The following is a 20,987-nucleotide window of genomic DNA, read 5'->3' on the forward strand; positions in this document are numbered from 1 at the left end:
CGTATGCGGAAGATACTCGTCGTAGGGGCCGGCCAGTCCGGTCTCCAGCTCGCCCTCGGACTCCAGTCGCACGGGTACGAGGTCACCCTGATGTCGAACCGGACGGCGGACGAGATCCGCTCCGGCCGGGTCATGTCGACGCAGTGCATGTTCCACACGGCACTGCAGCACGAGCGCGATCTCCAGCTGAACTTCTGGGAGTCCCAGGCCCCGAAGATCGAAGGACTCGGCGTCTCGGTCGCGGCCCCCGGCTCGTGGGCCGAGGGCCCGGCGGCCCGTGCGATCGACTGGGTGGGCAAGCTCGACGGGTACGCGCAGTCGGTCGACCAGCGCGTGAAGATGGCGGGCTGGATGGAGACGTTCGCCCAGCGCGGCGGCCAGCTCGTCATCCACGGCGCGGCGGTCTCCGACCTCGACTACTTCGCCCGTACGTACGACCTGGTGCTGGTGTCGGCGGGCAAGGGCGAGCTGGTGTCGATGTTCGGCCGGGACGCCTCCCGTTCGCCGTACAGCGAGCCGCAGCGCGCGCTGGCCGTGTCGTACGTCCACGGCCTGGGCCCCCGGCCCGAGCACCCGGAGTACGACGCGGTCCGCTGCAACCTGGTCCCCGGTGTCGGCGAGCTGTTCATCATGCCGACCCTCACGACCTCCGGCCGCGCGGACATCCTGTTCTGGGAGGGCATACCCGGCGGCCCGCTCGACGTCTTCAACGGCGTGAAGGACCCCGCGGAACACCTCTCCCTGACCCTGGAACTCATGGAGAGGTTCACGCCGTGGGAGTACGCGCGGGCCACGAAGGTCGAACTGACCGACGCCGGTGGCACGTTGGCGGGCCGGTACGCGCCCACCGTCCGTAACCCCATCGGCCGTCTCCCCGGTGGCGGACTTGTCCTCGGTGTCGCCGACGTCGTCGTCGCGAACGACCCGATCACCGGCCAGGGCTCCAACTCCGCCGCCAAGTGCGCCGCTTCGTACCTCGCGTCGATCCTCGAGCGAGGGGAGAAGGAGTTCGACGAGGACTGGATGCAGGGGGCGTTCGACCGCTACTGGGACACGGCCCAGCACGTCACCAAGTGGACGAACGCGATGCTGGCGCCGCCGCCGGAGCACGTCCTGAACCTCATCGGTGCGGCAGGGCAGTTGCAGCCCGCCGCCGACCGGTTCGCCAACGCGTTCGACGACCCGGCCGACTTCGAGAACTTCTTCTACGAGCCCGAGAAGACGGCGGCCTACCTGGCCTCGCTGTCCTGATCAGGGCGTACGGCTCCGAGGATCGGGTTCGACGCGATCGGCGACAGCTTGACCTTCTCGCCGGTCCTCGGAGCCTGGACGATCTCGCCCTTGCCCAGGTACATCGCCACGTGGGTGGCGTCGGCGAAGTAGATCACCAGGTCGCCGGGGCGCAGCTCCTTGAGAGGGATACGGGGGAGCCGCGCCCACTGCTCCTCGCTGGTCCGGGGGATGGGCGTCCCCGCATGACCCCACGCCTCCGAGGTCAGACCTGAGCAGTCGAACTCCTTCGGCCCCTCCGCACCCCACTTGTACGGCTTCCCGAGCTGGTCCATGGCGTAGCGCACCGCCTTGTCGCCCTGGTCCGACGGCTTGCGGTCCTTGTCGCTCAGGGCACCCGACGCGATGAGCTCGTCCTGCGCCTCGGTGATCTCGTCCTTCTCGAACCGGGCGAGCTCCCGCAACTGCTCCTCGCTCAAGGAGGAGAGCAGCTCCTCGACGTCGTGCAGCTTCTTCTGTACACCGTCCCGGTCCTTCTTCTGGCGTGCGGCCAGCGTGAGTTGGGCGTCCAGTGCCTTGCGGGCCTCGCGCGCCACACCGTCGGCCTTTTTCTCGCTGCCGGTCAGGCGGCCGACCGTCTCGGCGCGCTCCCGGGCCAACTGGCCGATGACATGGCCCTGGTCGAGGGCGTGCTGGGGGTCGCGGGCCAGGAGCAGACGGACGTACGGGGAGATGTTGGTGCTGTTCTGGTACTGCTGGCGGGCCAGGCGGCCGGCCGCGCCCCGGCTGTCGTGGAGGGAGAGCCGGGCCCGCGACAGCGCGGTGTCCAGGCGGAGTACCTCCGCCTTCTGTTTCTTCAGCTTCTCCTCGGTCGCGTTGTACGTCTCCGTGGCCTGCTCCGCCTCCCGGTACAGGCGCTGAAGGTCCGTCAGCAGTTCGGCGACCGTGCGCTCACCGGGTTCCGGTACGGCGTTCGCGGGCACGGGCGCCAGGGCTGTACCGGCCGCGATCGCCGCCGTACACGCCAGGCGCAGAAGCCTTCCTGACACGTCATCACCTCCGGTGCGGGACAGCCGTTCTGTTCCGCACGGCGAGCATGGGACGGGTCGGAAGGGCGCGCGCGCCGAGCGTGCGCGGTTCGGCCCAATCACGTCACCCGTCGGTGTCCTCCCGCTTGCCGCCCGGCGTGGCGTCGGGCTTGGTGGCGGGTTTCGACCATGGCCAGCGCAGACGGGAGGGCGTGCCCTCGGGCTCGTACTCGTACTTCCACCCCTGCGGGAGGCCGAGCCGCTTGCTCTGGCCCCGTGGGACACGGCGGTAGACCAGCACGGTGGGCGGGCCCCCGGCGGCGTCCGGGACCGGGATGCGGTACTGCTTGGGCGGGTGGCCGGTGGGGCCCAGGAGGACGGGCAGCACGCGGCCGTCCATCGGCCCGCCCTCGAAGGGGGTGTCTTCGCTCTTCACGGGACCAGTCTCAGATATGCGACGTGAGGGTCTGCGCCAGCGTCGCCGTCTGCGGGTCGCGGGCGGCGGTGACGGTGAGTACGGCGACGAACTGCTCTACCAGCCAGTCGCGGAGCTCGTCGAGGGGAGGCTGCTTGCCCTCGTCGAGCCAGATCAGGGACGCCGCCTCCACGGCGGTGATCCACATGCGTACGGTCATGCGGAGCCGGAGGCCGGGTTCGGTGACCCCGAGGTGGCTGAGGATGTGCTCGGCCGCGGCTCGGCGTACGCCGTCCACGATGGCGGTGGTGCGGGACGTCTCGACCACGCTGCCGCCCTGGAGCAGCGCGCTGAATCCGGCGTCGTGCTGGTCGACGAAGGCGAGGTAGCGGTCGAGGGCACGGGAGAGACGGACGAGCAGCGGGCCCTCGCGGGGCTCGTCGAAGCACTGCTGGAGTTCATCGGCGGCGGATCTGAGAGCGGCCTCGTACAGCTGCTGCTTGCCGCCGGGGAAGTACCGGTACACCAGGGGCCGCGAGACTCCGGCCGCCTCCGCCACGTCGTCTAGAGACACGTCCTCGGGTGCGCGGTGCGCGAAGAGGCTGAGGGCGGCTTCGAGGAGCTGGGTGCGGCGCTCTTCGACACTCAGACGGCGATAGGCGGGCGCGGCAGGGGTCATGGGTGCAGCGTAGTCGGGCGTCTGCGGGTGCGTCGTGGCTGGTCGCGCAGTTCCCCGCGCCCCTGAGGTGGGTGCAGTCAACGCATGCCCAGCTGTACCCACCCAGGGGCGCGGGGCTGTATCAATATGCGGCTCCGCCGCGTGGGCGCGACCAGCCCCCACCGGCCCGCAGGCGACCATCAGGCCAGCAGCCCCGAAGCTCTCCACAGGCGTCGCCCGACACCCCGCAGCACCCCGATGTCGTCCAGGAAGTCCGTCAGCTTCTTCGAGCCCGTCTGCATGACCTCCCGGCGGTGGCCGCTCGCCTTCACCTGCGCCATGGCCTCTCGCTGGTCCAGGCCTACGTTCGTGTAGACCTCGGGATTGACGAAGGCCACGGAGAAGACGCGCGCGAACTCACCGGAGGTGACCCGCGTGAACTCCTGCGACCACCGAGGCGCCGTCATCATCTGGCGGCGCAGTTCCTCACGGGCGTAGCGGACATGGCGGGCCTCCTCCACGACGTGGATACGGGTCACGCCCCGGACCAGGGGCTGCACCCGCTCGTCCGGGAACGTCAGCCGCTGCATCCAGTCGAGGACCTCCTCGCCGAGCAGCGTGGCCGTGAAGGAGCCGGGGGTGGTGGAGATGGTCTTGAAGAGGCGGCCCAGGTTCTGGTGGGCCCGGCTGACCGGGTACCAGGGGGTGCCGCCGCGCGAGATCAGGCGGGCGAACATCTTCGAGTGCCGGCACTCGTCCTCGATCTCGGTCAACGCGTAGCGCACGTGCGCACTCGTCGCCGCCTTGTCGTAGATGTGCCGGACGAGCAGCTGCATCAGGATGATCTCGAACCAGATGCCCAGCGAGGCCAGCGCCGCCGCCTCGTGCTGGGAGAGCAGGATGCGCTGCTCCTCGCTCATCCGTTTCCACATCGGGGTGTCGTAGAGGGAGACCAGTTCCGGGGGCCAGAACCACTTGCCCTCCTCGAAGGGCGCCTCCCAGTCCAGTTCCTTGTCCGGGTCGAAGGAGTGCTTCGCGGAGGAGTCGAGGAGCCGCTGGGCCACCTGCTCCCGGTCCTTGAGCAGGCCGAGCGCATCGCGCAGCCCCGCGAGCGCGTCGGCGTCCGTCAACGTCGTCATGCCCTTATGAGACTGCTTGTCAGCAAGCTCGTCAATCCCTCGCGCGCGACTTGTTGACCCCGCGTCTACCGCGTGTGAGCCTGCGGGACATGCCGACTTTCGACCTGTACGCCACAGATCCGGGAGACCCTCACTGGCAGGTGCCGGCCACCGGCGCGGCGCGTTTCAGCTGGGAGGCCATGTTTGTTGGCCAAGAGAACGGCTCCGGACGGGACCGTCTGCTCGCCCTGTACCAGAAGGGCAAGGACAAGCAGTGGGACGGGCAGAAGCGCATCGACTGGGAGTTGGAGGTCGATCCGGACGACCCGCTCGGCACGCCCGACGAGTCCATGTCCCTGTACGGCACCAAGCACTGGGCGAAGCTGACGGAGAAGGACAAGGGGGAGCTGCGGCAGCACTACGCCTCCTGGCAGTTCAGCCAGTTCCTGCACGGTGAGCAGGGCGCGATGGTCTGCGCGGCGCGGATCGTCGAGTCCGTGCCCGATCTCGACGCCAAGCTCTACTCGGCGACCCAGGTGATGGACGAGGCCCGGCACGCGGAGATCTACGGCCGGTTCCTGCACGAGAAGATCGGGATGCTCTACCCGATCAACGACAACCTCCAGTCCCTGCTCGGCGACACACTGCGGGACAGCCGGTGGGACATGCCCTATCTGGGGATGCAGGTCCTCATCGAGGGGCTTGCCCTTGCCGCCTTCGGGATGATCCGCGACACGACCGACAAGCCGCTGCCCAAGCAGATCCTCGCCTACGTCATGCAGGACGAGGCCCGGCACGTGGCCTTCGGGCGGATGGCGCTGCGGGACTACTACAAGCAGCTCAGCGATGCCGAACTCCGGGAGCGGGAGGAGTTCGTCATCGAGGGCTGCTATCTGATGCGGGACCGGCTGCGGGGTGTCGAGGTCCTGGAGAACTTCGGGATCCCGACCGCCGAGGCCGAGGAGTACAGCGAGCAGTCCGAATTCCTCGCCCTGTTCCGGCAGTTGCTGTTCTCGCGCATCGTGCCGTGCGTCAAGGACATCGGGCTGTGGGGCAAGCGGCTCCAGCAGGCCTATGTCGACATGGGGGTCTTCGAGATGGGGGACTCCAACCTCGACCTGCTGATGGCCCAGGACGAGGAGGTCGCCGAGAAACTGGATGCGGAACGGTTCGCGGCGGAGGAGCATGAACGCGTCGCTGAAGTGCGGCAGTCGATCGAGCTGGGGGCCAGTGAGTGACCATCGTCTCGGACCGTGTCGTAGCGCGGCGCAGCCTCGAGGGTCTCGCCCTCGGTGACGCGTTCGGCGAGCGGTGGTTCCCGCTCTTCCGCGAGCCCCGGCAGGCGTACAACGAGGTCCGTGACCGTCGTATGCCGCAGGAGCCCGAGTGGCACTGGACCGACGACACGGCCATGGCGCTCGGGATCTTCCGGGTGCTCGACGAGTTCGGTGAGGTACGCCGGACCGAGCTGGCCCAGGCGTTCGCGCTCGGCTACGACGCCGATCCCGCCCGTGGATACGGCCATGGCATGCACCAGCTGCTGCCCCGGCTGCTCCACGAGCCGGGCCGCTGGCCCGAGTTCGCCCGGGAGCTCTTCGGCGGCGAGGGCAGCCTCGGCAACGGTGCGGCGATGCGGGTGGCGCCGTTGGGCGCGTGGTTCCACACCGATCTGTCCCGGGTGGTCGAGCAGGCCACCCTGTCGGCCGAGGTCACGCACGCCCACCCGGAGGGGGTCGCGGGTGCGGTCGCCGTGGCGGTGGCCGCGGCGCTGTCGGCCGGACATGAGCTGACGCTGGACGCGGTGGCGTCGCTGACGCCCCGGAGCGCGGTGCAGGAGGGTCTCGTCCGTGCCGCGGAAGTCCCCTTCTCCACGGAACCCTGGAAGGCCTCCGACCTCCTCGGCAACGGACAGCGGATCCGTGCCGACGACACCGTCCCCTTCGCCCTCTGGACCGCCGCCCGCCACGCCGACGACCTCGTCTCCGCCCTCTGGTCCACCGCCGAGGGCTTCGGCGACGTCGACACCACCTGCGCCATCACGGGCGGCGTCGTCGCCGCCCGCACGGGCGTGGAGGACGTGCCGGAGGGGTGGCTGCGACGTCGGGAGGCGGTACCCGGCGGAGTCGGCTAGGGGCTGTCCGCCGTACAGGCCCTAGACCCCGCAGCCCAGATCCTCCGGCACCGCGAACGAAACCGGCTCCGCACCCTGGGCCGGGAACGACGTCCGCAGGGTGAAGGCGTACGGTGTCGGGCCGTTGGCCCGGAGGTGCAGGAGCCGGGACTCGGCCTCCGCGACCGTCGGGCGATGGCCGGCCGGGACCCACCACAGGGCCGTCATCGCCTCCGCGACCTTCTCGAACCACTCGCGGCGCCGGGCCAGCATCTCGCGGTGCTGGCCCTGGTACATGAAGGCCGTCAGGGCGTTGGTGTCCCGCCACATCGTCAGGTTGATGATCAGCCAGTCGTCGCCGAAGACCTTGATGTCGGTCGCGTCGCCCGCCTCGGACTGCAGGCGCCAGACGTAGCCGTCGGCCGCCTCCGCGGAGGCGTTGACCGGGTCGAGCGCGTCGACGAAGTCCTTCAACTCGGGTGAGTCCAGCGGGAACTTGAGGCGGGAGATATTGACCTGGGCGAGTTCGTACGCGACGGCTGAAGTCATGTACCGAACGGTAGGTCGGTCCTCTGTCGGAAGTACAGACCCCGTCTCACCACGTGAACAGACGCCGCCAACCTACGAGTTGAGCGCCGCCTCCATCACCGCCCGGGCGATCGGCGCCGCGTCCCCGCCCCCGCTGATCTCCCCCCGGTCCGCCTCCGCGTCCTCCACCACCACGGCGACCGCGACCTTCGGTTCCATGTCGCGCTCGCCCTGCGCCCAGGAGATGAACCAGGCGTACGGCGTCCCGGAGTTGCCCACCCCGTGCTGCGCGGTGCCGGTCTTGCCGCCGACGGTCGCGCCGGGGATCGCGGCGTTGGTGCCGGTGCCCTCCCGCACCACGTCCTCCATCAGCTCCTTCAGACGTACGGCGGTCGACGGGTACATCGCCTGCCGTACCGTCCGTGCGCCGGACGCGGCCACGGTGGCGCCGCCCGAGCGGGTCGTACGCTCCACCAGATACGGCGGCCGCACCTGCCCCCCGTTGGCGACAGCCGCCGACACCATCGCCATCTGGAGCGGTGTGGCCCGCGTGTTGTACTGCCCGATCGACGACAGCGCGAGCTGCGCCTTGTCGACGGAGACGTCGAAGGTGCTCTCGGCGACGGAGAACGGGATGCCGAGCCCCTGGTCGTTGAAGCCGAACCCCGCCGCCGTGGCCGCCATGTCCGCCACCCCGACCCGCACACCCAGCTTGGCGAACACCGTGTTGCACGACCACACGAAGGCCGCGTGCACCGAGGCGTCCTCGCAGCCCGTCGCCTCGTTCACCAGCGAGGTCGAGGTGCCCGGCAGACGGTACGGGTCCGGTGAGTCGGTCGGCTTCTCCACGTCCGTCACCACCCCCGCGTCCAGCGCGGCCGCCGCGGTCACCACCTTGAAGGTCGAACCCGGCGGATAGGTCTGCCGGATCGCCCGGTTGAGCATCGGCTTGTCCGGGTCCTCGTTCAGCCCCGCCCAGGACCGCTCCACGGCCGCGTCGTTCCCGGACAGCACCCCCGGGTCGTACGACGGACTCGACACCAGCGCCAGAATCCGCCCGCTCGACGGCTCGATCGCCGCCACCGCGCCCTTCCGCCCGGCGAGCCCCGCGTAGGCGGCCTCCTGGGCGGCCCCGTCGATGGTGGTGACCACGTTCCCGCCGGGGCTCTGGGCACGGGTGAAGTCGTTCCACAGCGGGAACCCCGAGAGCATCGGGTCGGTCCCGGACAGGATGCCGTCCTCGGCGTGCTCCAGGAACGTCGTGCCGTAGATCTGCGAGGCGAACCCGGTGACCGGCGCGTACAACGGGCCCTTCGGATACGTCCGTTCGTAGCGCAGCCGCCCGTCGGTGTCCTGGGAGCCGGTGACCGACTCTCCGCCGACCAGGATGTCGCCGCGCGGCTGCCCGTAACGGGCGATGGAGGAGCGGCGGTTGGCGGGGTTGCCGTCGTAGGACTCGGCCTCGAAGACCTGGACGCGGGTGGCGTTGACGAGCAGTGCCACGAGCAGCAGGGCGCAGAAGCAGGCGGAGTGCCGGATGTAGCGGGTCATGTGCCGGGTCCTGTCCTGGGTCATGGGGCCACCTCCCCGTCGTACTGGCTGCGGGCCGAGTCGCTCACCCGGATCAGCAGCGCCACGATCGCCCAGTTGGTGACGACCGACGAGCCGCCCTGCGCCAGGAACGGCATCGCCATCCCGGTCAGCGGGATCAGTCCGGTCACCCCGCCGGCGATGACGAACACCTGCAACGCCACGATCGAGGCGAGCCCGACGGCGAGCAGCCGCCCGAAGGGATCGCGCAACGCCAGCCCGGCCCGGATGCCGCGCTCCACCAGCAGGGCGTAGAGCAGGAAGATCGCCGACAGTCCGGCAAGCCCCAACTCCTCGCCCGCCGTGGCCAGGATGAAGTCCGACTTCGCCGCGAACCCGATGAGGATCGAGTGGCCGAGCCCCAGCCCGGTGCCGAGCATGCCACCGGCGGCGAAGGCGAACAGGGACTGCGCGAGCTGGTTCGGCCCCTGGCCGGCCTCGATCGTGGCGAACGGATGCAGCCAGTCCTCGACCCTGCTGTGCACATGCGGCTCCAGCCATCCGACGGCGACCGCGCCGAAGGAGGCCAGCAGCAGGCCCACGGCGATCCAGCCGGTGCGCCCGGTGGCGACGTAGAGCAGGACCACGAACAGTCCGAAGAACAGCAGCGAGGTGCCGAGGTCCCGCTCCAGCACCAGCACGCACACACTCAGCAGCCAGATCGCCACGATCGGCCCGAGCACCCGCCCGGTCGGCAGCTGGAGCCGCCACACCCGACGCCCCGTGTACGCGAGCGCGTTCCGGTTGGCGGCGAGGTAGGCCGCGAAGAAGACCGCAAGGAGCACCTTCGCGAACTCGCCCGGCTGGATGGAGAATCCGGCGATCCGGATCCAGATCCGGGCACCGTTCACGGAGGGGAAGAAGATCGGCAGGGTGAGCAGCACGAGCGCGGCCGCCACGCAGACGTACGCATACCGCTGGAGCACGCGATAGTCGCGGAGCAGCAGCACGGTCACGATGAACAGGGCGACACCGACCGTGGACCACACGAGTTGGGTGGGGGCCGCCCGGTCGCCGGGCGTTTCCAGGTCGAGCCGGTAGATGAGGACCAGGCCGAGTCCGTTGAGCAGGACGCCGATCGGCAGAAGCAGCGGATCGGCGTACGGCGCCCGGTAACGCACCACGAGATGCGCGACCAGCGCCAGCACACCGAGCCCGGCGCCGTAGCCGGCGGCGCCGGGCGGGACGGTGCCGTAGGTGGCGAGGCCGACGTCGCAGTAGCCGTACACGGAGAGCAGTACGGCGACGACGATGAGGGCGAGTTCGATGCCACGGCGCCGGGGGAGGCGTACAGCGGGAGCGGGGGGATCCGCTTGAGCCACGGTGGTTCCGGCCTTGGTCATGTCCGGAACTTACCCAAATGGGGCAGGTTGTCTTCCTAGCCTCAGCACCAGCGTGGCGCGGGCCCGATGTTGTCGATGTACCGGGCGGCACCCCAGGCCCAGGTGCCGTCCGTGAGGAGGTACCAGAGGTGGTTGCCGTCGATGTTCTGACCGCCGGTCTTGCAGAAGATCGACACGATCTCGCCCTGGTAGGCGTAGCGGATGACCTGGGAGCCGGTCGTCGGCTTGCTGCGCAGCCGCAGCGTGCTGGCCGTCACGACGCCCTTGTAGAGGCGCTGGTTGCTCTGCTGGTGCTGACCCCAGTCACCGCGGGAGTCGCTCTGCGATTCGCCCTGCGAGCCGCCCCAGTCGCCGCGGGGGTCGCTCTGGGAGTCGCTCTGGGAGTCGCTCTGGGAGTTGCTTTGGGAGTCGCCCCAGTCGTCGTTCGCGACGGCGGGGGTGACGGCGGCCGCGGCGAGGAAGGCGCCGGCGACGACGGTTATGGAGAGGCGGGAGCGCAGGGACATGGGAGATACCTCCACAAGTAGGGCGAACTTGACTATTCGCCACATTAGGAGCGCTGTCCGTGGGCCGCCTTCCAAACTGGGCCATAGGAGAACGCCCCAAGGGGCGCGGGGAAGCGCGACCAGCCCCACACAACCGTCGGACCGCGAACTACCGCAGCACCAACGTCGCAACCGCCCCACCACCGGCCGCATTCGAAAACGAAAGCCGCGCCCCCAACACCTCCGCCTGTCCCAGAGCGATGGTCAACCCCAGCCCATGCCCCTTCGAACCCCCCTCCGTCCGAAACCGCTGCGGCCCATGCTCGACCAGATACTCCGGAAACCCGTCCCCGTGATCACGCACGATCACGACCGGCCCGTCAACCGTCAGAGACACCGGCCCTCTCCCATGCCGATGCGCGTTGGCCACCAGATTCCCCAGCACCCGCTCCAGCCGCCGCCGGTCCGTCTCCACGGAAACATCCCGTACGACGACGACCTCGGTGTCGGTCCCGGACGCCCGCACCACCCGCTCGGCCAGCGCCCCCAGCGGTTCGGTGTCCAGCTCCACCCGCTCCCGCCCGGTGTCCAGCCGCGAGATCTCCAGCAGATCCTCCGTCAGCGTCCGCAGCGCCCCCACCCGATCCCGCACCAACTCCGTGGGCCGCCCCGGAGGCAACAGCTCCGCCGCCGCGTGCAACCCGGTCAACGGCGTCCGCAGCTCATGCGCCACGTCCGCGGTGAACCGCTGCTCGCTCAGCAGCTTCCCCTGCAGCGAGGCCGCCATGGAGTCCAGTGCCGAAGCGACCGCGGCGACCTCGTCCTGGGGCCGCGAGGGATCCTTCGTGCGGGGATCGTCGACCCGTGCGTCCAGGTCACCCGCGCTGATCCGCCGGGCCACCCGGGCCGTGGCGTGCAGCCGCCGGGTCACCCGTGTCACCGCGAACGCCCCCACCAGCAGCGTCGCCCCGATCGCCAGCGCCGAGGACCACAGGATCGACCGGTCGAGGGCGGCGATGGTGCGGGCCTGCTGGCGGTAGTCGACACGGACCGCGAGGGCCCGGTTCCCGTCGGCGGGGCCGGCCGCCCACATCGCGGGGTCCCCGTCCCGGGTGGCGACCATCGTGCCGCGGTCGCCCGCCACGGCCAGGTCCCGCAGGGAGTCCGGCAGCCCCGGCGGATCGACGCCCGCGAAGGGTCCGAGGGTGTCCCCGGCCTCGTACGCCGAGGTCGCGTCCTCGAGTCGCTGGAGCGCCAGGTCGCGGGCCTGGCCGACGGTCTGGTTGGTCACCGAGACATGCACGAGGACGCCGAGCAACGCGGCGAGCGCACAGCACATCACCGTGATGAAGGCGGCGGCCTTCACGGCGAGGGTGCCGGCCCACCGGGGGAGCGCGAGCCTCACCGCGAGCTCTCCGACGGGGACGGGCTCTTGCCGATGTGCAGCATCTCGTCGTGGGTCAGCAGCATGACGTGCTGCTCCGGGTCCCAGGTCCACTGGAAACGGTACTCGTAGTCCGCGAGGTCGGACGGCGCGTGAATGATCACCGAGCGCCCGGCCAGCTCGACCCCGCTCACGGCGTCCTCGTTGGCCATGACCTGCACCAGCCGGCCGCCCTCGAAGGTGTAGACGCGCACCGCCGTCTGGTGGCCCGGCAGCAGCCGGAAGCCCAGCGTCAGATCGTCGTGCCCGTCGCCGGTGAGGTCGCGGTAGTACGCCTTGAGCAGCGGGCACCGGCTGTCGGCCGGCTTCTTCCCGCAGTACGCCATGCGGCGGGCCGTCTCGCGGTACGGCGCCTTCGCGCCGGAGTACTCGTCGGGATGCTGGGCGATCTCCGCCTTCACGACGGCCACCGGATCCACCTTGCGGACGTCGTCGCCCGGCGCCGTGATGCCCTTCATGGCCTCGGACTCGCCGTCGTCGTAGTTCCAGGCGGGACTTGCGGCAGGGGTCAGATTCGGCCACAGCCGCGCCGGGCTGGTCGCGGTCGAGGTGGGGCCCGCGCCGTGCAGTCCGCCCGCGTCACCGCAGCCCGCGACGGTGGCCAGCACCAGGGCTGCGGTAACGAGGGAACGGACGGGGCGTGGCACTGTGCTCCTGGCGGGACGGGCGGGCGGTGGGGTGTGACCGGCCCGTACACCTTATTCGTATGGAAGTCCTTTTTGCGCACCTGATGGGCGGGACGTGGGCCTACTCTGCCAGCTCTTCCAGCAGCCGCGCGGTCGGCAGCCCCGCCCGCAGATAGTCGACGAACAGGTCGTTGTGCAGCGCCCACGGCGAGCGGCGGGCCCGGATCGTCCGGATCGCCTCCTCCGCGGAGCGCCCGCTCCGGATCAGCGCGTGTGCGATGACCAGCCCCGAGCGGTTGTAGCCGTGATAACAGCGGACGAGGACCTTGCGGCCCTCGTCCAGTGCGTCGCTCGCGGCTTGCGCGAGGCGTATCACGCCCGCGAGCTGGGTTCCGTCCAGTGGCCCGTCAGGAATCGGCCAGACATGGTGTTCCACTCCCGGGTCGGGCCCGTGCCCCGGCAGCCTCAGCAAGGTCTGGACGAGATCGAACTCGTCCCGTACGACGGCGAATTCCAGTTGCCCCGAGTGCCCCCTGAACTCGTGCCCGCCCATCCACAGGCCGGGCACTATCTCGCTCCATGGACTGTCCGGGGCCGGTACGTCGGGCTGCTTCCTGCGGGTACGCAACAACGCCTCCCCAACTCCCCCACCCAACTACTCCCAAAGGTAACCGCCTTCTTGCCCCTGGAGCACCCCGCCTGTTCCCATGGTCAAGGGGTGATGGTGCATGAGCGGACTGCGCGTCATACCGACCTGGCGCCACGGCCAGGAGCGGCTCTACGTGTGCCTGACGGACGGGCGTAACGTCGCCTGGTACGACCGTGAGGCGGCCCGGGTGAACCTGTTGAGCGAGGACCGCAGAGACGACGTACTCGAAGTCCTCGGGCCCTTCCTGACCGGCCCGGTGGCGGTGGGGCCGCCCCCGGTGCCGACACCGGCGGAGCTCGCCCGGCTCACCCTCCACCCGGACGACGACCTGGCGCCCAACCGCCCCGGCGAGGCCCTCCAGATCGCCCTCGACCGTGACCCGGGACCACCGCACCGGCTGCGCCCGGACCCGCGCCGCAGGGCGCTGCTGGCCGAGCAGGCGGTGGGGGAGGCGCTGGACCGGCTGGACGGGGCGGGCTGGCACGTCCTGCACTCGGTCCCGTTGCCCGGCGGCGACCGCGTCCACCATCTGGCGATCGGTCCCGGCGGCCTCTTCGCGATCCATTCGGTGTACGCCCGCAAGCAACGGGTGACGGTCGCCGACCCCATGGTCTCCCTGGGCCGCCGCGACCCCCACCCGCTGCTGCGCCGCGTCCGCGCCGACGCCGACCGCGCCTCCTACGCCCTGACCGCCGAGGTCCATCCCGTCCTCGCCCTGGTCGGCCCGACGGACGTCCGGATCACCGCCCCGCCGAGAGAGGTCCGGATCATCGCGGACACGGAGGTGGAGAGCCTGGCCCGGCTCGGCGGGATGCTCAAGCCGGCGGACGTGGAGGCCCTGCACGCGATGGCACGCGACCGGCACACATGGACGCGTGTGTGACCACGTCGACGGCCTGAAGCGATGACGGTCACCGAAGCCGGGGCAGTCGAGCCGCGTCAGCGCTTTCGAGGAGCGGGGCGAGCAGGTCGCCGTGGTCCTGGAGGCGGGGTGCGATGTCCGTCGCGAGGAGGGTGAGCTGCCCGGGTGACCGGCACGCCTCGACCTCGTCCCAGGTGACGGGGGCGGAGACGGTGGGTTCCTGTCGGGCCCGCAGGGTGTAGGGCGTGGCGGTCGTCTTCCGGGCAGCGTTCTGGCTCCAGTCGACGAAGACCTTTCCGGGCCGCAGGCTCTTGGTCATCCGGTGCACGGCGAGGCGGGGGAGGGCGCGTTCGGCGGCGACGGCCAGTTCCTTGGCGTACTCGGTCACCCGTTCGGAGGGGGTGGGGTGCACGGCGGCCAGCAGATGCAGCCCCTTGGACCCGGACGTCTTGGCGTACGCCTCGATCCCGTCCTCGGCGAGCCGCTCCCGCAGCCAGAGCGCGACCTCGCAGCAGTCGACGACGGTGGCCGGAGAGCCGGGGTCTAGATCGAAGACGAGCCGGTCGGCATGGTTGGGCCGCTGAATCACCCACTGGTGCGTATGGAACTCCGTGACGAGGTTCGCGGCCCAGATCAGGCTCGCCAGATCCTGGACCAGCACCATCCGCGCCGGCCCCTCCGACCTGGGCACCTCGGCGGTGGTGACCCAGTCGGGCGTACCCGGCGGCACGTTCTTGGCGAAGAACACCTGACCGTCGGGGCCGTCCGGATACCGCAGGAAGGACAGCGGCCGGTCCCGCAGATGGGGGAGCAGGGCGTCGGCGGTGGTCGCGTAGTAGTGCAGCACCTCGCCCTTGGTGAACCCGGTCGCGGGATACAGCACCTTGTCCAGATTGCTGAGCGCGAGCCGGTGCCCGTCCACCTCGGTGATCGGCGTCATACGATGAGAATCCCACGGAATGGGTGGATAACACCCTAATAGCCTTTATTTTCCGGAAAGGTGCTGATCGTGCGATCCATATGGAACGGCGCCATCTCGTTCGGCCTGGTCAGCATCCCCATCAAGCTGGTCAACGCCACCGAGAGCCACTCGATCTCCTTCCGCCAGATCCATCTGGAGGACGGCGGCCGCATCCGCTACCGCAAGGTCTGCGAGCTGGAGGAGAAGGAGGTCGGCTCGGCCGAGATCGGCAAGGGCTACGAGGACGCCGACGGCACGATCATCCCGATCACCGACGACGATCTCTCCCACCTCCCCCTCCCCACGGCCAAGACGATCGAGATCGTCGCCTTCGTACCGGCCGACCGTATCGACCCGCTCCAGATGGACGCCGCGTACTACCTCGCGGCGGGCGGTGCCCCGGCGGCGAAGCCGTACACGCTGCTGCGGGAGGCGCTGAAGCGCAGCAACAAGGTCGCCATCGCCAAGTTCGCGCTACGCGGCCGGGAGCGCCTGGGCATGCTGCGGGTCGTGGAGGACGCGATCGCCATGCACGGGCTGCTGTGGCCGGACGAGGTCCGGGCCCCGCAGGGTGTCGCACCTGACACCAAGGTCACCGTGAACGACAAGGAGTTGGACCTCGCGGACGCGCTGATGGACACCCTGGGCGAGATCGACCTGGACGACCTCCACGACGAGTACCGCGAGGCCCTCGAGGAGGTCGTCGCCGCCAAGGCGGCCGGCGAGACCGTGCCCGAGGCCCCGGAACCCGCGAAGGGCGGCAAGGTTCTCGACCTCATGGCCGCCCTGGAGAAGAGCGTCCGCGACGCGAAGGAGTCCCGGGGCGAGGAGCCCGCGGAGGTCCGCCGCCTGCCCCAGCGCAAGTCGGCACGCGCCACGCCGAAGCAGGCGGGGGGCAAGAAGTCGACGGCGACGGCGACCGCGAAGAAGACGACCGCTTCCGCGAAGAAGACGGCGGCGTCGGCGAAGAAATCGACGGCGGCGAAGAAGACGACGTCGAAGTCCACGGCGTCAAAGTCCACGGCGTCGAAAACCACGGCTTCGGCGAAGAAGACGACAGCGAAGAAGACAACACCCCGCAAGCGCTCGGCCTGAGACGAGCCCCGCTGCCCCTTCCGACACCGCAGCCCGGCGGCGCCGAACTATGCGAGCCCGAGCCGTCGCAAGGCCAGTACCGCGTTGTGCCCTCCGAACCCGAACGAGTTGCTGAGCGCCAGGTCGCCGTCGGCCGGCAACTCCCGCGGCTCCCCGAGCACCACATCCAGCCCGACCGCGTCGTCGACCTCCCGGCACCCCACGGTCGGCGGCACCACCCCGTGATGCAACGTCAGCACGGCGCCAACCGCCTCGACCCCACCCGCGGCTCCCTGCAGATGCCCGAGGTGCCCCTTCAGCGCGGTCACCGGCACCGACCGTCGCCCCAGCACGGCTCGCAGAGCACCCGCCTCGGCAAGGTCCCCCTCCACGGTCGCCGTCGCATGCGCGTTCACATGGACGACGTCCACCACGTACCCATCCGCGTCCCGCACCGCCCGCCGCACGGCCAGCGCGACCCCGCTCCCGGAAGGATCGGGTGCGGCCATGTGATGAGCATCGGCGGAGAGCCCCCACCCGGCGGCCTCGCAGTAGATCCGCGCACCCCGGGCCCGGGCATGCTCCTCGGCCTCGAGTACGAGCACCCCCGCGCCCTCCCCGTTCACGAACCCGTCCCGGTCCTTGGCGAACGGCCGCGAGGGTGACCCATCGTCCAACCCCGCCTGGGACAGCGCCCGCATGGAGGCGAACGAGGCCATGATCGCCGGCGTGACGACAGCCTCCGCGCCACCCGCGAGAGCGAGGTCGACCCGGCCGTACCGTATGCGGTCGATGGCCTGCCCGATCGCCTCGGTCCCGGAGGCGCAGGCGCTGGTGACGGTCCGCGCCTCGCCGGTGATGTGCAGGTCGAGGGAGACCTGGGAGGCGGCCTGAGAGGGCACGGTCATGGGAGTGGTGAGCGGCGAGACCCCACGAGGCCCCTTGTCCCGCAGCTTCCGGTCCCCGCCCACGAGCACGGACGCGTCCCCGAGAATCGCCCCGAGACTGACCCCCACCCGCGCCGGATCAAGCCCGCTCTCGACCGTCCCACCGTCCACGAACCCGGCGTCCCCCCAGGCCTCGCGCGCGGCCAGCACGGCGAACTGGGCGGCACGGTTCATCCGCCGAGCGGCAGCGCGGGGCAGCAGCGTGACGGGATCGACGGGTACGGTCCCGGCCACCCGCACCGGCAGCTCACGGAACTCCTCGTCGTCCAACTCCCGTATCCCGTGCCGTCCGTCGAGCAGCCCCCGCCACAGCGCGTCGACCCCGACGCCGAGCGGAGTGACGGCCCCGAGCCCGGTGACGACGACCCGCCGAGGTCCGGAGGCAGCGGCCTCACGCGCGGGCCGAGGATGATGTCGTACGACGAACCCCTCCCGGTCCGCGTCGGCGGCCCACCGCCGTACGTCACGGTCGGAGGCGGGCGCGTCGGCGCAGTGGTCGAGATCCCGATGCCAGACCCCCCAGCGCCGTACGAAGGTCACCTCGACGGCGCCCGGATCTACGGCCCGCAGGGATCCCACCCGGTCCCCGTCCCGGAACTCGACGTCGTCGAGAGGGGGCGAGGAGAGCCGAGGCGCAGCGGCGACATCCATCCGCCGGCAGGCGACGGTCACCGGCCGCTCCCGCCCGAGCACCTCGTCGCGGTCCACACCGCCCAGCGGCGGCCGCAACGTCAGCCGGATCGTCTCCGGCGACTCGGGCAGCGTGTGCGTGACGACGTACCACCGCGGCCCCTCGACATCCTCCGGCGCCAGGGCGACGAGATCCCCCGGGATGACCTCGGCGGCGCTAACAGGATAGGGATTTATCGGTACTTGCGGATTCTCGGACGATTTGGACATATCCGTACGTGCTTCCTGTGGTCCGAACTGCCTTGCGGCAGGCCGTCCCGAGTGAACTGGACGAAAGCCGGAAAGGCCATAGTTGAAAGGGAAACATGCCCGGTTTCTTGCACTCCGCAAACAGGCGGTGAAACGGACCCGTCGTCAACTCACCTCAGGCACAGGTGAGTTGCCGGACGCTGCTGTGGATGATCTGTGTGGAAGGTCACGGTCGCACACAGGCCGATCACCGGCCGGCATCACCAGCGCGGTACCCACCGCCAGCCCGAGCGCCGACAGCAGGGGAAACCGCCCGTCGGGAGCGAAGCCGTGCACGGCGAAGCGAGCGAGAGACCCGACGGCGAACGCCAGCCCGAGCCAGAGCGTCCAGGAGCGGCCCTGTACCGAGAGCCGAGCCCGCCCGTGGATCCCCGCCAACGGCCGTACCCCCGCCACCACCCCGGCCATGACGACCCCGAGCACCACCAGCCAGGGCACCCGCAGCCCCCACCAGGCGGGCGATCCCAGCGCGGGCTGGGGCGCGAGCCCGGTCAGATAGAAGCCGGCGGCCACGATGAGCACGGGCAGCATGTGCCACAGATAGAGCGTCATGCTGGCACCCCCGACACCCCGGACCACCCGCCACACCCGCTCCCGCGCAAGCACCTTCCTGAGGAGAGGCGCGAGCAGAAGGCACCCGCCCACCTGGGCCACCACCCAGGCGAGCATGGCGAGGGAGGGCGGATCGGTGTTGCTGGGGTCCTGCCCGGTGACCCGGATGAGACTGACGGGATAGGGCCCGAGGACGACGAGCCCGACAAAGGCCGCCCCACCACAGCCCACCAGCGCGAGGCCCTTCCCCCGCAGCAGACCGTCCCGCCAGCAGAAGCCGAGCTGATAGGCGACGCCCCACACGAGGACGTAGCCGAGGAGCCCTCCGTACGGCACGTACGCCGCGACTCCGGCGACCACCCCCATCCCGACCGGCACGAGCAGCCCCCACCGCAGATGCGCCGCATGCAGCAGCGGCGTCAGCGCACTGAGCACCAGATACACCGGCAGAAACCAGAACTGCATCGCCATGGCCCACCCGACGAGTTCGAGCGTGCCGGCATCCACCCCGACGAGCTGACACACCCCTACGGCGATCAGCACGAGGCCGCTGTAGACCCCGGCCGGCACCAGCAGCCGCAGGGCCCGCCGCCGTACCCACCCCGAGGCGTCACCGCTCGCGGCGGCCCAGGACCCACCCGCCGCGTACCCTCCCGCCAGAAAGAACAGCGGCATGATCTGAAACCCGAGCGTCAGCCACTGCGTCCACGGAATCTCGGCGAGCAACTCCGGCGCACGGATCGCCCCGTCGGGCTCCCGCACGAGCGCGGTGATGAGCCAGTGCCCGGCGACGACCGACACGATCGCCCAGGCGCGCAGGAAGTCGACGTACCGATCTCTGCCCATGCTCGGTGATGCTGCCATCAACCACCTCACCAAGCCCCTGACTTGGCGAAGTCGGCCCGGAGGCTAGGCCGGTTCCTGCTCCGACGGCTCGGCGGCGGTCGTCATCGGAGGCGCGCTCGGGAGTCGGCTGTCACCGCCGTAGAGCTCCAACTCCCGTCCGTACGAGCGGCGCAGGGCTTCGACCTCGGCCGGATCGCAGCGGTGGCCCGTCGCCTCCTCGAGCAGACGGTCGTATCGGCTGAGGTCCTCCAGCCGGGTGCTCAGCCGGAGGGCGGAGCGCACGGGCCGCCGCAACCACCAGGAGCGGATCCAGTCGGACGGCCGGGCCAGCAGCGCGTCCGCGTAGCCGCCCACATCAAGGGGGTTGGCGGCCGCCTTGACCACGCCGGGCACGATCTCGATGAGCTGGTCGACCGTGCCGCCCGCCGTCCGGTCGCCCGGGTCGAGGTCGGCGCGCAGGGTCTCCAAGGCCGCCTTCAGACGCTTGCGGGCGGCCCGGGCCTCCCCGAGCGACGAGCCGGTGTCCAGGGTCTGTTGCAGCTCGGCCAGGCTCCGGCGGAGTCTGCGGTGCTGGTGACGCAGGGCGTCCACGGCCGCGGCGATGTCTCCGTGCGCGCGGAGATGGTCGAGGAAGAGGGAGAGCGCGGGCGGCAGATAGAGCGCCAACGGCTCCTCGTCCTCGTACACCTCCGCGACGGTCGCCCTGAAGGAGTCGGCGACGACCTCGTAGACACGGTCCTGCACGGTACGGCGTACGTGGTCCGTCATGAGGTGGTAGACGGGCAGACGGCGCAGCGAGGGCAGGAACGGGATACGGAGACGGGCGGCGGTCCGCCAGTAGACGAAGGTCCGCAGATGTGAGACACCGCCGGTGATCGCGCCGCTGCTCCAGTAGCCGATGAAGTGGAGCGTCTCCGTGCCGAGAATGCGCACGGGGTCGGCGTGCAACGCCTCCGCCCATTTGCCGATCCACCAGTGAGCCAGGTCGCCTTCGACGTCACTGTGCAGGGCGTGGACCAGACCGTCGCTTTGCGACGCGGGCGCATGGTCCAGCAACTGCCGGACGCTCCGGCCCACCTCGTCGGCGGACGCGTAAGGGTGGCTGTGCAGCCCAGTCGACTGGCGAGGACCCGCCTCGGCGGCGCGCAGGAAGTGCGTGAGCTCCTCGGACACCTCCACCGAAAGGGGCCGCGTGTCGACGTACCGCAGGATGCGACGGTCGAGCAGTACCCGCCGCAACGTCAATTGCTCGGCATCGGGGGGCAGTTGCGCATCCAGCACCCGCACCTCGTCATACAGGAGCAGCGCGTCGAGCAACGTCGACAGATGCGCCAGCCGCTCCGCCGTACCGGGCGTCACGGCCCCCATCGTCCGACGCGCCATGGGCGTGGAGACGCCCTCGAGCAACCTCGCCGCCTCGCACAACGTCGTCTGGTCGATCAGAACGCTACTGGCCCCCACGACAACCTCCCCGCAATCCCGGCCTCAAATGGGCGACCGGCGCCCCGACTTGAGGTCCACACGCCTGCCGCCGCCTAGGCAAAGCCTCACATGGGCCGGGGTGCTTCGTGAGGTCTCGGCC

20 protein-coding genes are annotated in these 20,987 nt (G+C 70.4%); 5 read left to right on the forward strand and 15 right to left on the reverse strand.

Annotated features, from left to right (window positions below):
• The first annotated feature begins 3 nt into the window (after nucleotides 1–3).
• Nucleotides 4–1,251, forward strand: a complete 1,248-nt coding sequence (locus OHU89_RS33525) for a styrene monooxygenase/indole monooxygenase family protein (RefSeq protein ID WP_405648497.1) — start codon at nucleotides 4–6, stop codon at nucleotides 1,249–1,251.
• Here the strand turns inward: OHU89_RS33525 and OHU89_RS33530 are convergent.
• The 4 genes from OHU89_RS33530 to OHU89_RS33545 all read right to left on the reverse strand — a co-directional run bounded on the left by OHU89_RS33530 (nucleotide 1,230) and on the right by OHU89_RS33545 (nucleotide 4,470).
• Nucleotides 1,230–2,279, reverse strand: coding sequence for an NlpC/P60 family protein (locus tag OHU89_RS33530; RefSeq protein WP_405648499.1), 1,050 nt, complete (start codon nucleotides 2,277–2,279; stop codon nucleotides 1,230–1,232). The genes OHU89_RS33525 and OHU89_RS33530 overlap by 22 nt on opposite strands.
• A 103-nt stretch (nucleotides 2,280–2,382) precedes the next feature.
• On the reverse strand, nucleotides 2,383–2,694 hold the full coding sequence (locus OHU89_RS33535) for a hypothetical protein (RefSeq protein WP_266888074.1): 312 nt from the start codon (nucleotides 2,692–2,694) through the stop codon (nucleotides 2,383–2,385).
• Nucleotides 2,695–2,704: 10 nt separating this feature from the next.
• On the reverse strand, nucleotides 2,705–3,352 hold the full coding sequence (locus OHU89_RS33540; protein WP_405648501.1) for a TetR/AcrR family transcriptional regulator: 648 nt from the start codon (nucleotides 3,350–3,352) through the stop codon (nucleotides 2,705–2,707).
• 179 nt (nucleotides 3,353–3,531) lie between these two features.
• The gene (locus tag OHU89_RS33545; RefSeq protein WP_266888070.1) at nucleotides 3,532–4,470 is read right to left on the reverse strand and encodes a diiron oxygenase; all 939 of its coding nucleotides are present in this window, start codon (nucleotides 4,468–4,470) and stop codon (nucleotides 3,532–3,534) included.
• 89 nt (nucleotides 4,471–4,559) lie between these two features.
• Here OHU89_RS33545 and OHU89_RS33550 point away from each other — a divergent pair, with 89 nt between their 5' ends.
• Nucleotides 4,560–5,687: a ferritin-like domain-containing protein gene (locus tag OHU89_RS33550; protein ID WP_405648503.1), complete on the forward strand. Its 1,128-nt coding sequence runs from the start codon at nucleotides 4,560–4,562 to the stop codon at nucleotides 5,685–5,687.
• Entirely contained in the window at nucleotides 5,684–6,580 is an 897-nt protein-coding gene (locus OHU89_RS33555; RefSeq protein ID WP_405648504.1) for an ADP-ribosylglycohydrolase family protein, read from the forward strand. The genes OHU89_RS33550 and OHU89_RS33555 overlap by 4 nt, the downstream gene beginning before the upstream one ends.
• Nucleotides 6,581–6,601: 21 nt before the next feature.
• Here OHU89_RS33555 and OHU89_RS33560 read toward each other — a convergent pair whose 3' ends face one another.
• From OHU89_RS33560 to OHU89_RS33590, 7 genes are all read right to left on the reverse strand, one after another.
• Nucleotides 6,602–7,108, reverse strand: coding sequence for a DUF3291 domain-containing protein (locus OHU89_RS33560; protein ID WP_405648506.1), 507 nt, complete (start codon nucleotides 7,106–7,108; stop codon nucleotides 6,602–6,604).
• Nucleotides 7,109–7,180: 72 nt separating this feature from the next.
• On the reverse strand, nucleotides 7,181–8,638 hold the full coding sequence (locus OHU89_RS33565; protein ID WP_405654768.1) for a penicillin-binding transpeptidase domain-containing protein: 1,458 nt from the start codon (nucleotides 8,636–8,638) through the stop codon (nucleotides 7,181–7,183).
• Between the two features lie 20 nt (nucleotides 8,639–8,658).
• On the reverse strand, nucleotides 8,659–10,020 hold the full coding sequence (locus OHU89_RS33570) for an FtsW/RodA/SpoVE family cell cycle protein (RefSeq protein WP_266888062.1): 1,362 nt from the start codon (nucleotides 10,018–10,020) through the stop codon (nucleotides 8,659–8,661).
• A 41-nt stretch (nucleotides 10,021–10,061) separates the two neighbouring features.
• On the reverse strand, nucleotides 10,062–10,526 hold the full coding sequence (locus tag OHU89_RS33575; RefSeq protein WP_405648508.1) for an SH3 domain-containing protein: 465 nt from the start codon (nucleotides 10,524–10,526) through the stop codon (nucleotides 10,062–10,064).
• A 148-nt stretch (nucleotides 10,527–10,674) separates the two neighbouring features.
• Nucleotides 10,675–11,910, reverse strand: coding sequence for an ATP-binding protein (locus OHU89_RS33580; protein ID WP_405648510.1), 1,236 nt, complete (start codon nucleotides 11,908–11,910; stop codon nucleotides 10,675–10,677).
• Complete coding sequence (locus OHU89_RS33585; protein ID WP_405648512.1) at nucleotides 11,907–12,557, reverse strand: hypothetical protein; 651 nt, start codon at nucleotides 12,555–12,557, stop codon at nucleotides 11,907–11,909. Before OHU89_RS33585 ends, OHU89_RS33580 begins: the two co-directional genes overlap by 4 nt.
• Before the next feature lie 139 nt (nucleotides 12,558–12,696).
• Nucleotides 12,697–13,203: a dual specificity protein phosphatase family protein gene (locus OHU89_RS33590; RefSeq protein WP_405648514.1), complete on the reverse strand. Its 507-nt coding sequence runs from the start codon at nucleotides 13,201–13,203 to the stop codon at nucleotides 12,697–12,699.
• Nucleotides 13,204–13,303: 100 nt separating this feature from the next.
• On the opposite strand from OHU89_RS33590, the gene OHU89_RS33595 reads away from it, so the two are divergent.
• Nucleotides 13,304–14,107, forward strand: a complete 804-nt coding sequence (locus OHU89_RS33595) for a nuclease-related domain-containing protein (RefSeq protein ID WP_405648516.1) — start codon at nucleotides 13,304–13,306, stop codon at nucleotides 14,105–14,107.
• 28 nt (nucleotides 14,108–14,135) lie between these two features.
• On the opposite strand, the gene ligD is transcribed toward OHU89_RS33595, so the two are convergent.
• Nucleotides 14,136–15,026 carry a non-homologous end-joining DNA ligase gene (gene ligD, locus OHU89_RS33600; RefSeq protein ID WP_405648518.1) on the reverse strand — a complete coding sequence of 297 codons (891 nt, stop codon included), beginning with the start codon at nucleotides 15,024–15,026 and terminating at the stop codon, nucleotides 14,136–14,138.
• 60 nt (nucleotides 15,027–15,086) lie between these two features.
• On the opposite strand from ligD, the gene OHU89_RS33605 reads away from it, so the two are divergent.
• Nucleotides 15,087–16,142, forward strand: coding sequence for a Ku protein (locus OHU89_RS33605; protein ID WP_405648520.1), 1,056 nt, complete (start codon nucleotides 15,087–15,089; stop codon nucleotides 16,140–16,142).
• 47 nt (nucleotides 16,143–16,189) lie between these two features.
• Here the strand turns inward: OHU89_RS33605 and OHU89_RS33610 are convergent, their stop codons facing one another.
• From OHU89_RS33610 to OHU89_RS33620, 3 genes are all read right to left on the reverse strand, one after another.
• A complete protein-coding gene (locus OHU89_RS33610; RefSeq protein WP_405648522.1) occupies nucleotides 16,190–17,968 on the reverse strand; it encodes a beta-ketoacyl-[acyl-carrier-protein] synthase family protein in 1,779 nt (592 codons plus the stop codon).
• A 144-nt stretch (nucleotides 17,969–18,112) separates the two neighbouring features.
• Nucleotides 18,113–19,405 carry an acyltransferase gene (locus OHU89_RS33615; RefSeq protein WP_405648524.1) on the reverse strand — a complete coding sequence of 431 codons (1,293 nt, stop codon included), beginning with the start codon at nucleotides 19,403–19,405 and terminating at the stop codon, nucleotides 18,113–18,115.
• Between the two features lie 63 nt (nucleotides 19,406–19,468).
• Nucleotides 19,469–20,866, reverse strand: coding sequence for a hypothetical protein (locus tag OHU89_RS33620; protein WP_405648526.1), 1,398 nt, complete (start codon nucleotides 20,864–20,866; stop codon nucleotides 19,469–19,471).
• Between the last annotated feature and the right edge of the window lie 121 nt (nucleotides 20,867–20,987).

It is taken from the genome of Streptomyces sp. NBC_00019, from assembly GCF_045041015.1.
In the GTDB taxonomy this organism is placed as follows: domain Bacteria; phylum Actinomycetota; class Actinomycetes; order Streptomycetales; family Streptomycetaceae; genus Streptomyces.

Coding starts and splice junctions, on each gene's coding strand:
- OHU89_RS33615 (WP_405648524.1), bottom strand. CDS start 19,405: ATGGGCAGAGATCGGTACGTCGACTTCCTGCGCGCCTGGGCGATCGTG.
- OHU89_RS33525 (WP_405648497.1), top strand. CDS start 4: ATGCGGAAGATACTCGTCGTAGGGGCCGGCCAGTCCGGTCTCCAGCTC.
- ligD (WP_405648518.1), bottom strand. CDS start 15,026: ATGACGCCGATCACCGAGGTGGACGGGCACCGGCTCGCGCTCAGCAAT.
- OHU89_RS33565 (WP_405654768.1), bottom strand. CDS start 8,638: ATGACCCGCTACATCCGGCACTCCGCCTGCTTCTGCGCCCTGCTGCTC.
- OHU89_RS33610 (WP_405648522.1), bottom strand. CDS start 17,968: ATGTCCAAATCGTCCGAGAATCCGCAAGTACCGATAAATCCCTATCCT.
- OHU89_RS33560 (WP_405648506.1), bottom strand. CDS start 7,108: ATGACTTCAGCCGTCGCGTACGAACTCGCCCAGGTCAATATCTCCCGC.
- OHU89_RS33545 (WP_266888070.1), bottom strand. CDS start 4,470: ATGACGACGTTGACGGACGCCGACGCGCTCGCGGGGCTGCGCGATGCG.
- OHU89_RS33595 (WP_405648516.1), top strand. CDS start 13,304: ATGAGCGGACTGCGCGTCATACCGACCTGGCGCCACGGCCAGGAGCGG.
- OHU89_RS33550 (WP_405648503.1), top strand. CDS start 4,560: ATGCCGACTTTCGACCTGTACGCCACAGATCCGGGAGACCCTCACTGG.
- OHU89_RS33575 (WP_405648508.1), bottom strand. CDS start 10,526: ATGTCCCTGCGCTCCCGCCTCTCCATAACCGTCGTCGCCGGCGCCTTC.
- OHU89_RS33570 (WP_266888062.1), bottom strand. CDS start 10,020: ATGACCAAGGCCGGAACCACCGTGGCTCAAGCGGATCCCCCCGCTCCC.
- OHU89_RS33540 (WP_405648501.1), bottom strand. CDS start 3,352: ATGACCCCTGCCGCGCCCGCCTATCGCCGTCTGAGTGTCGAAGAGCGC.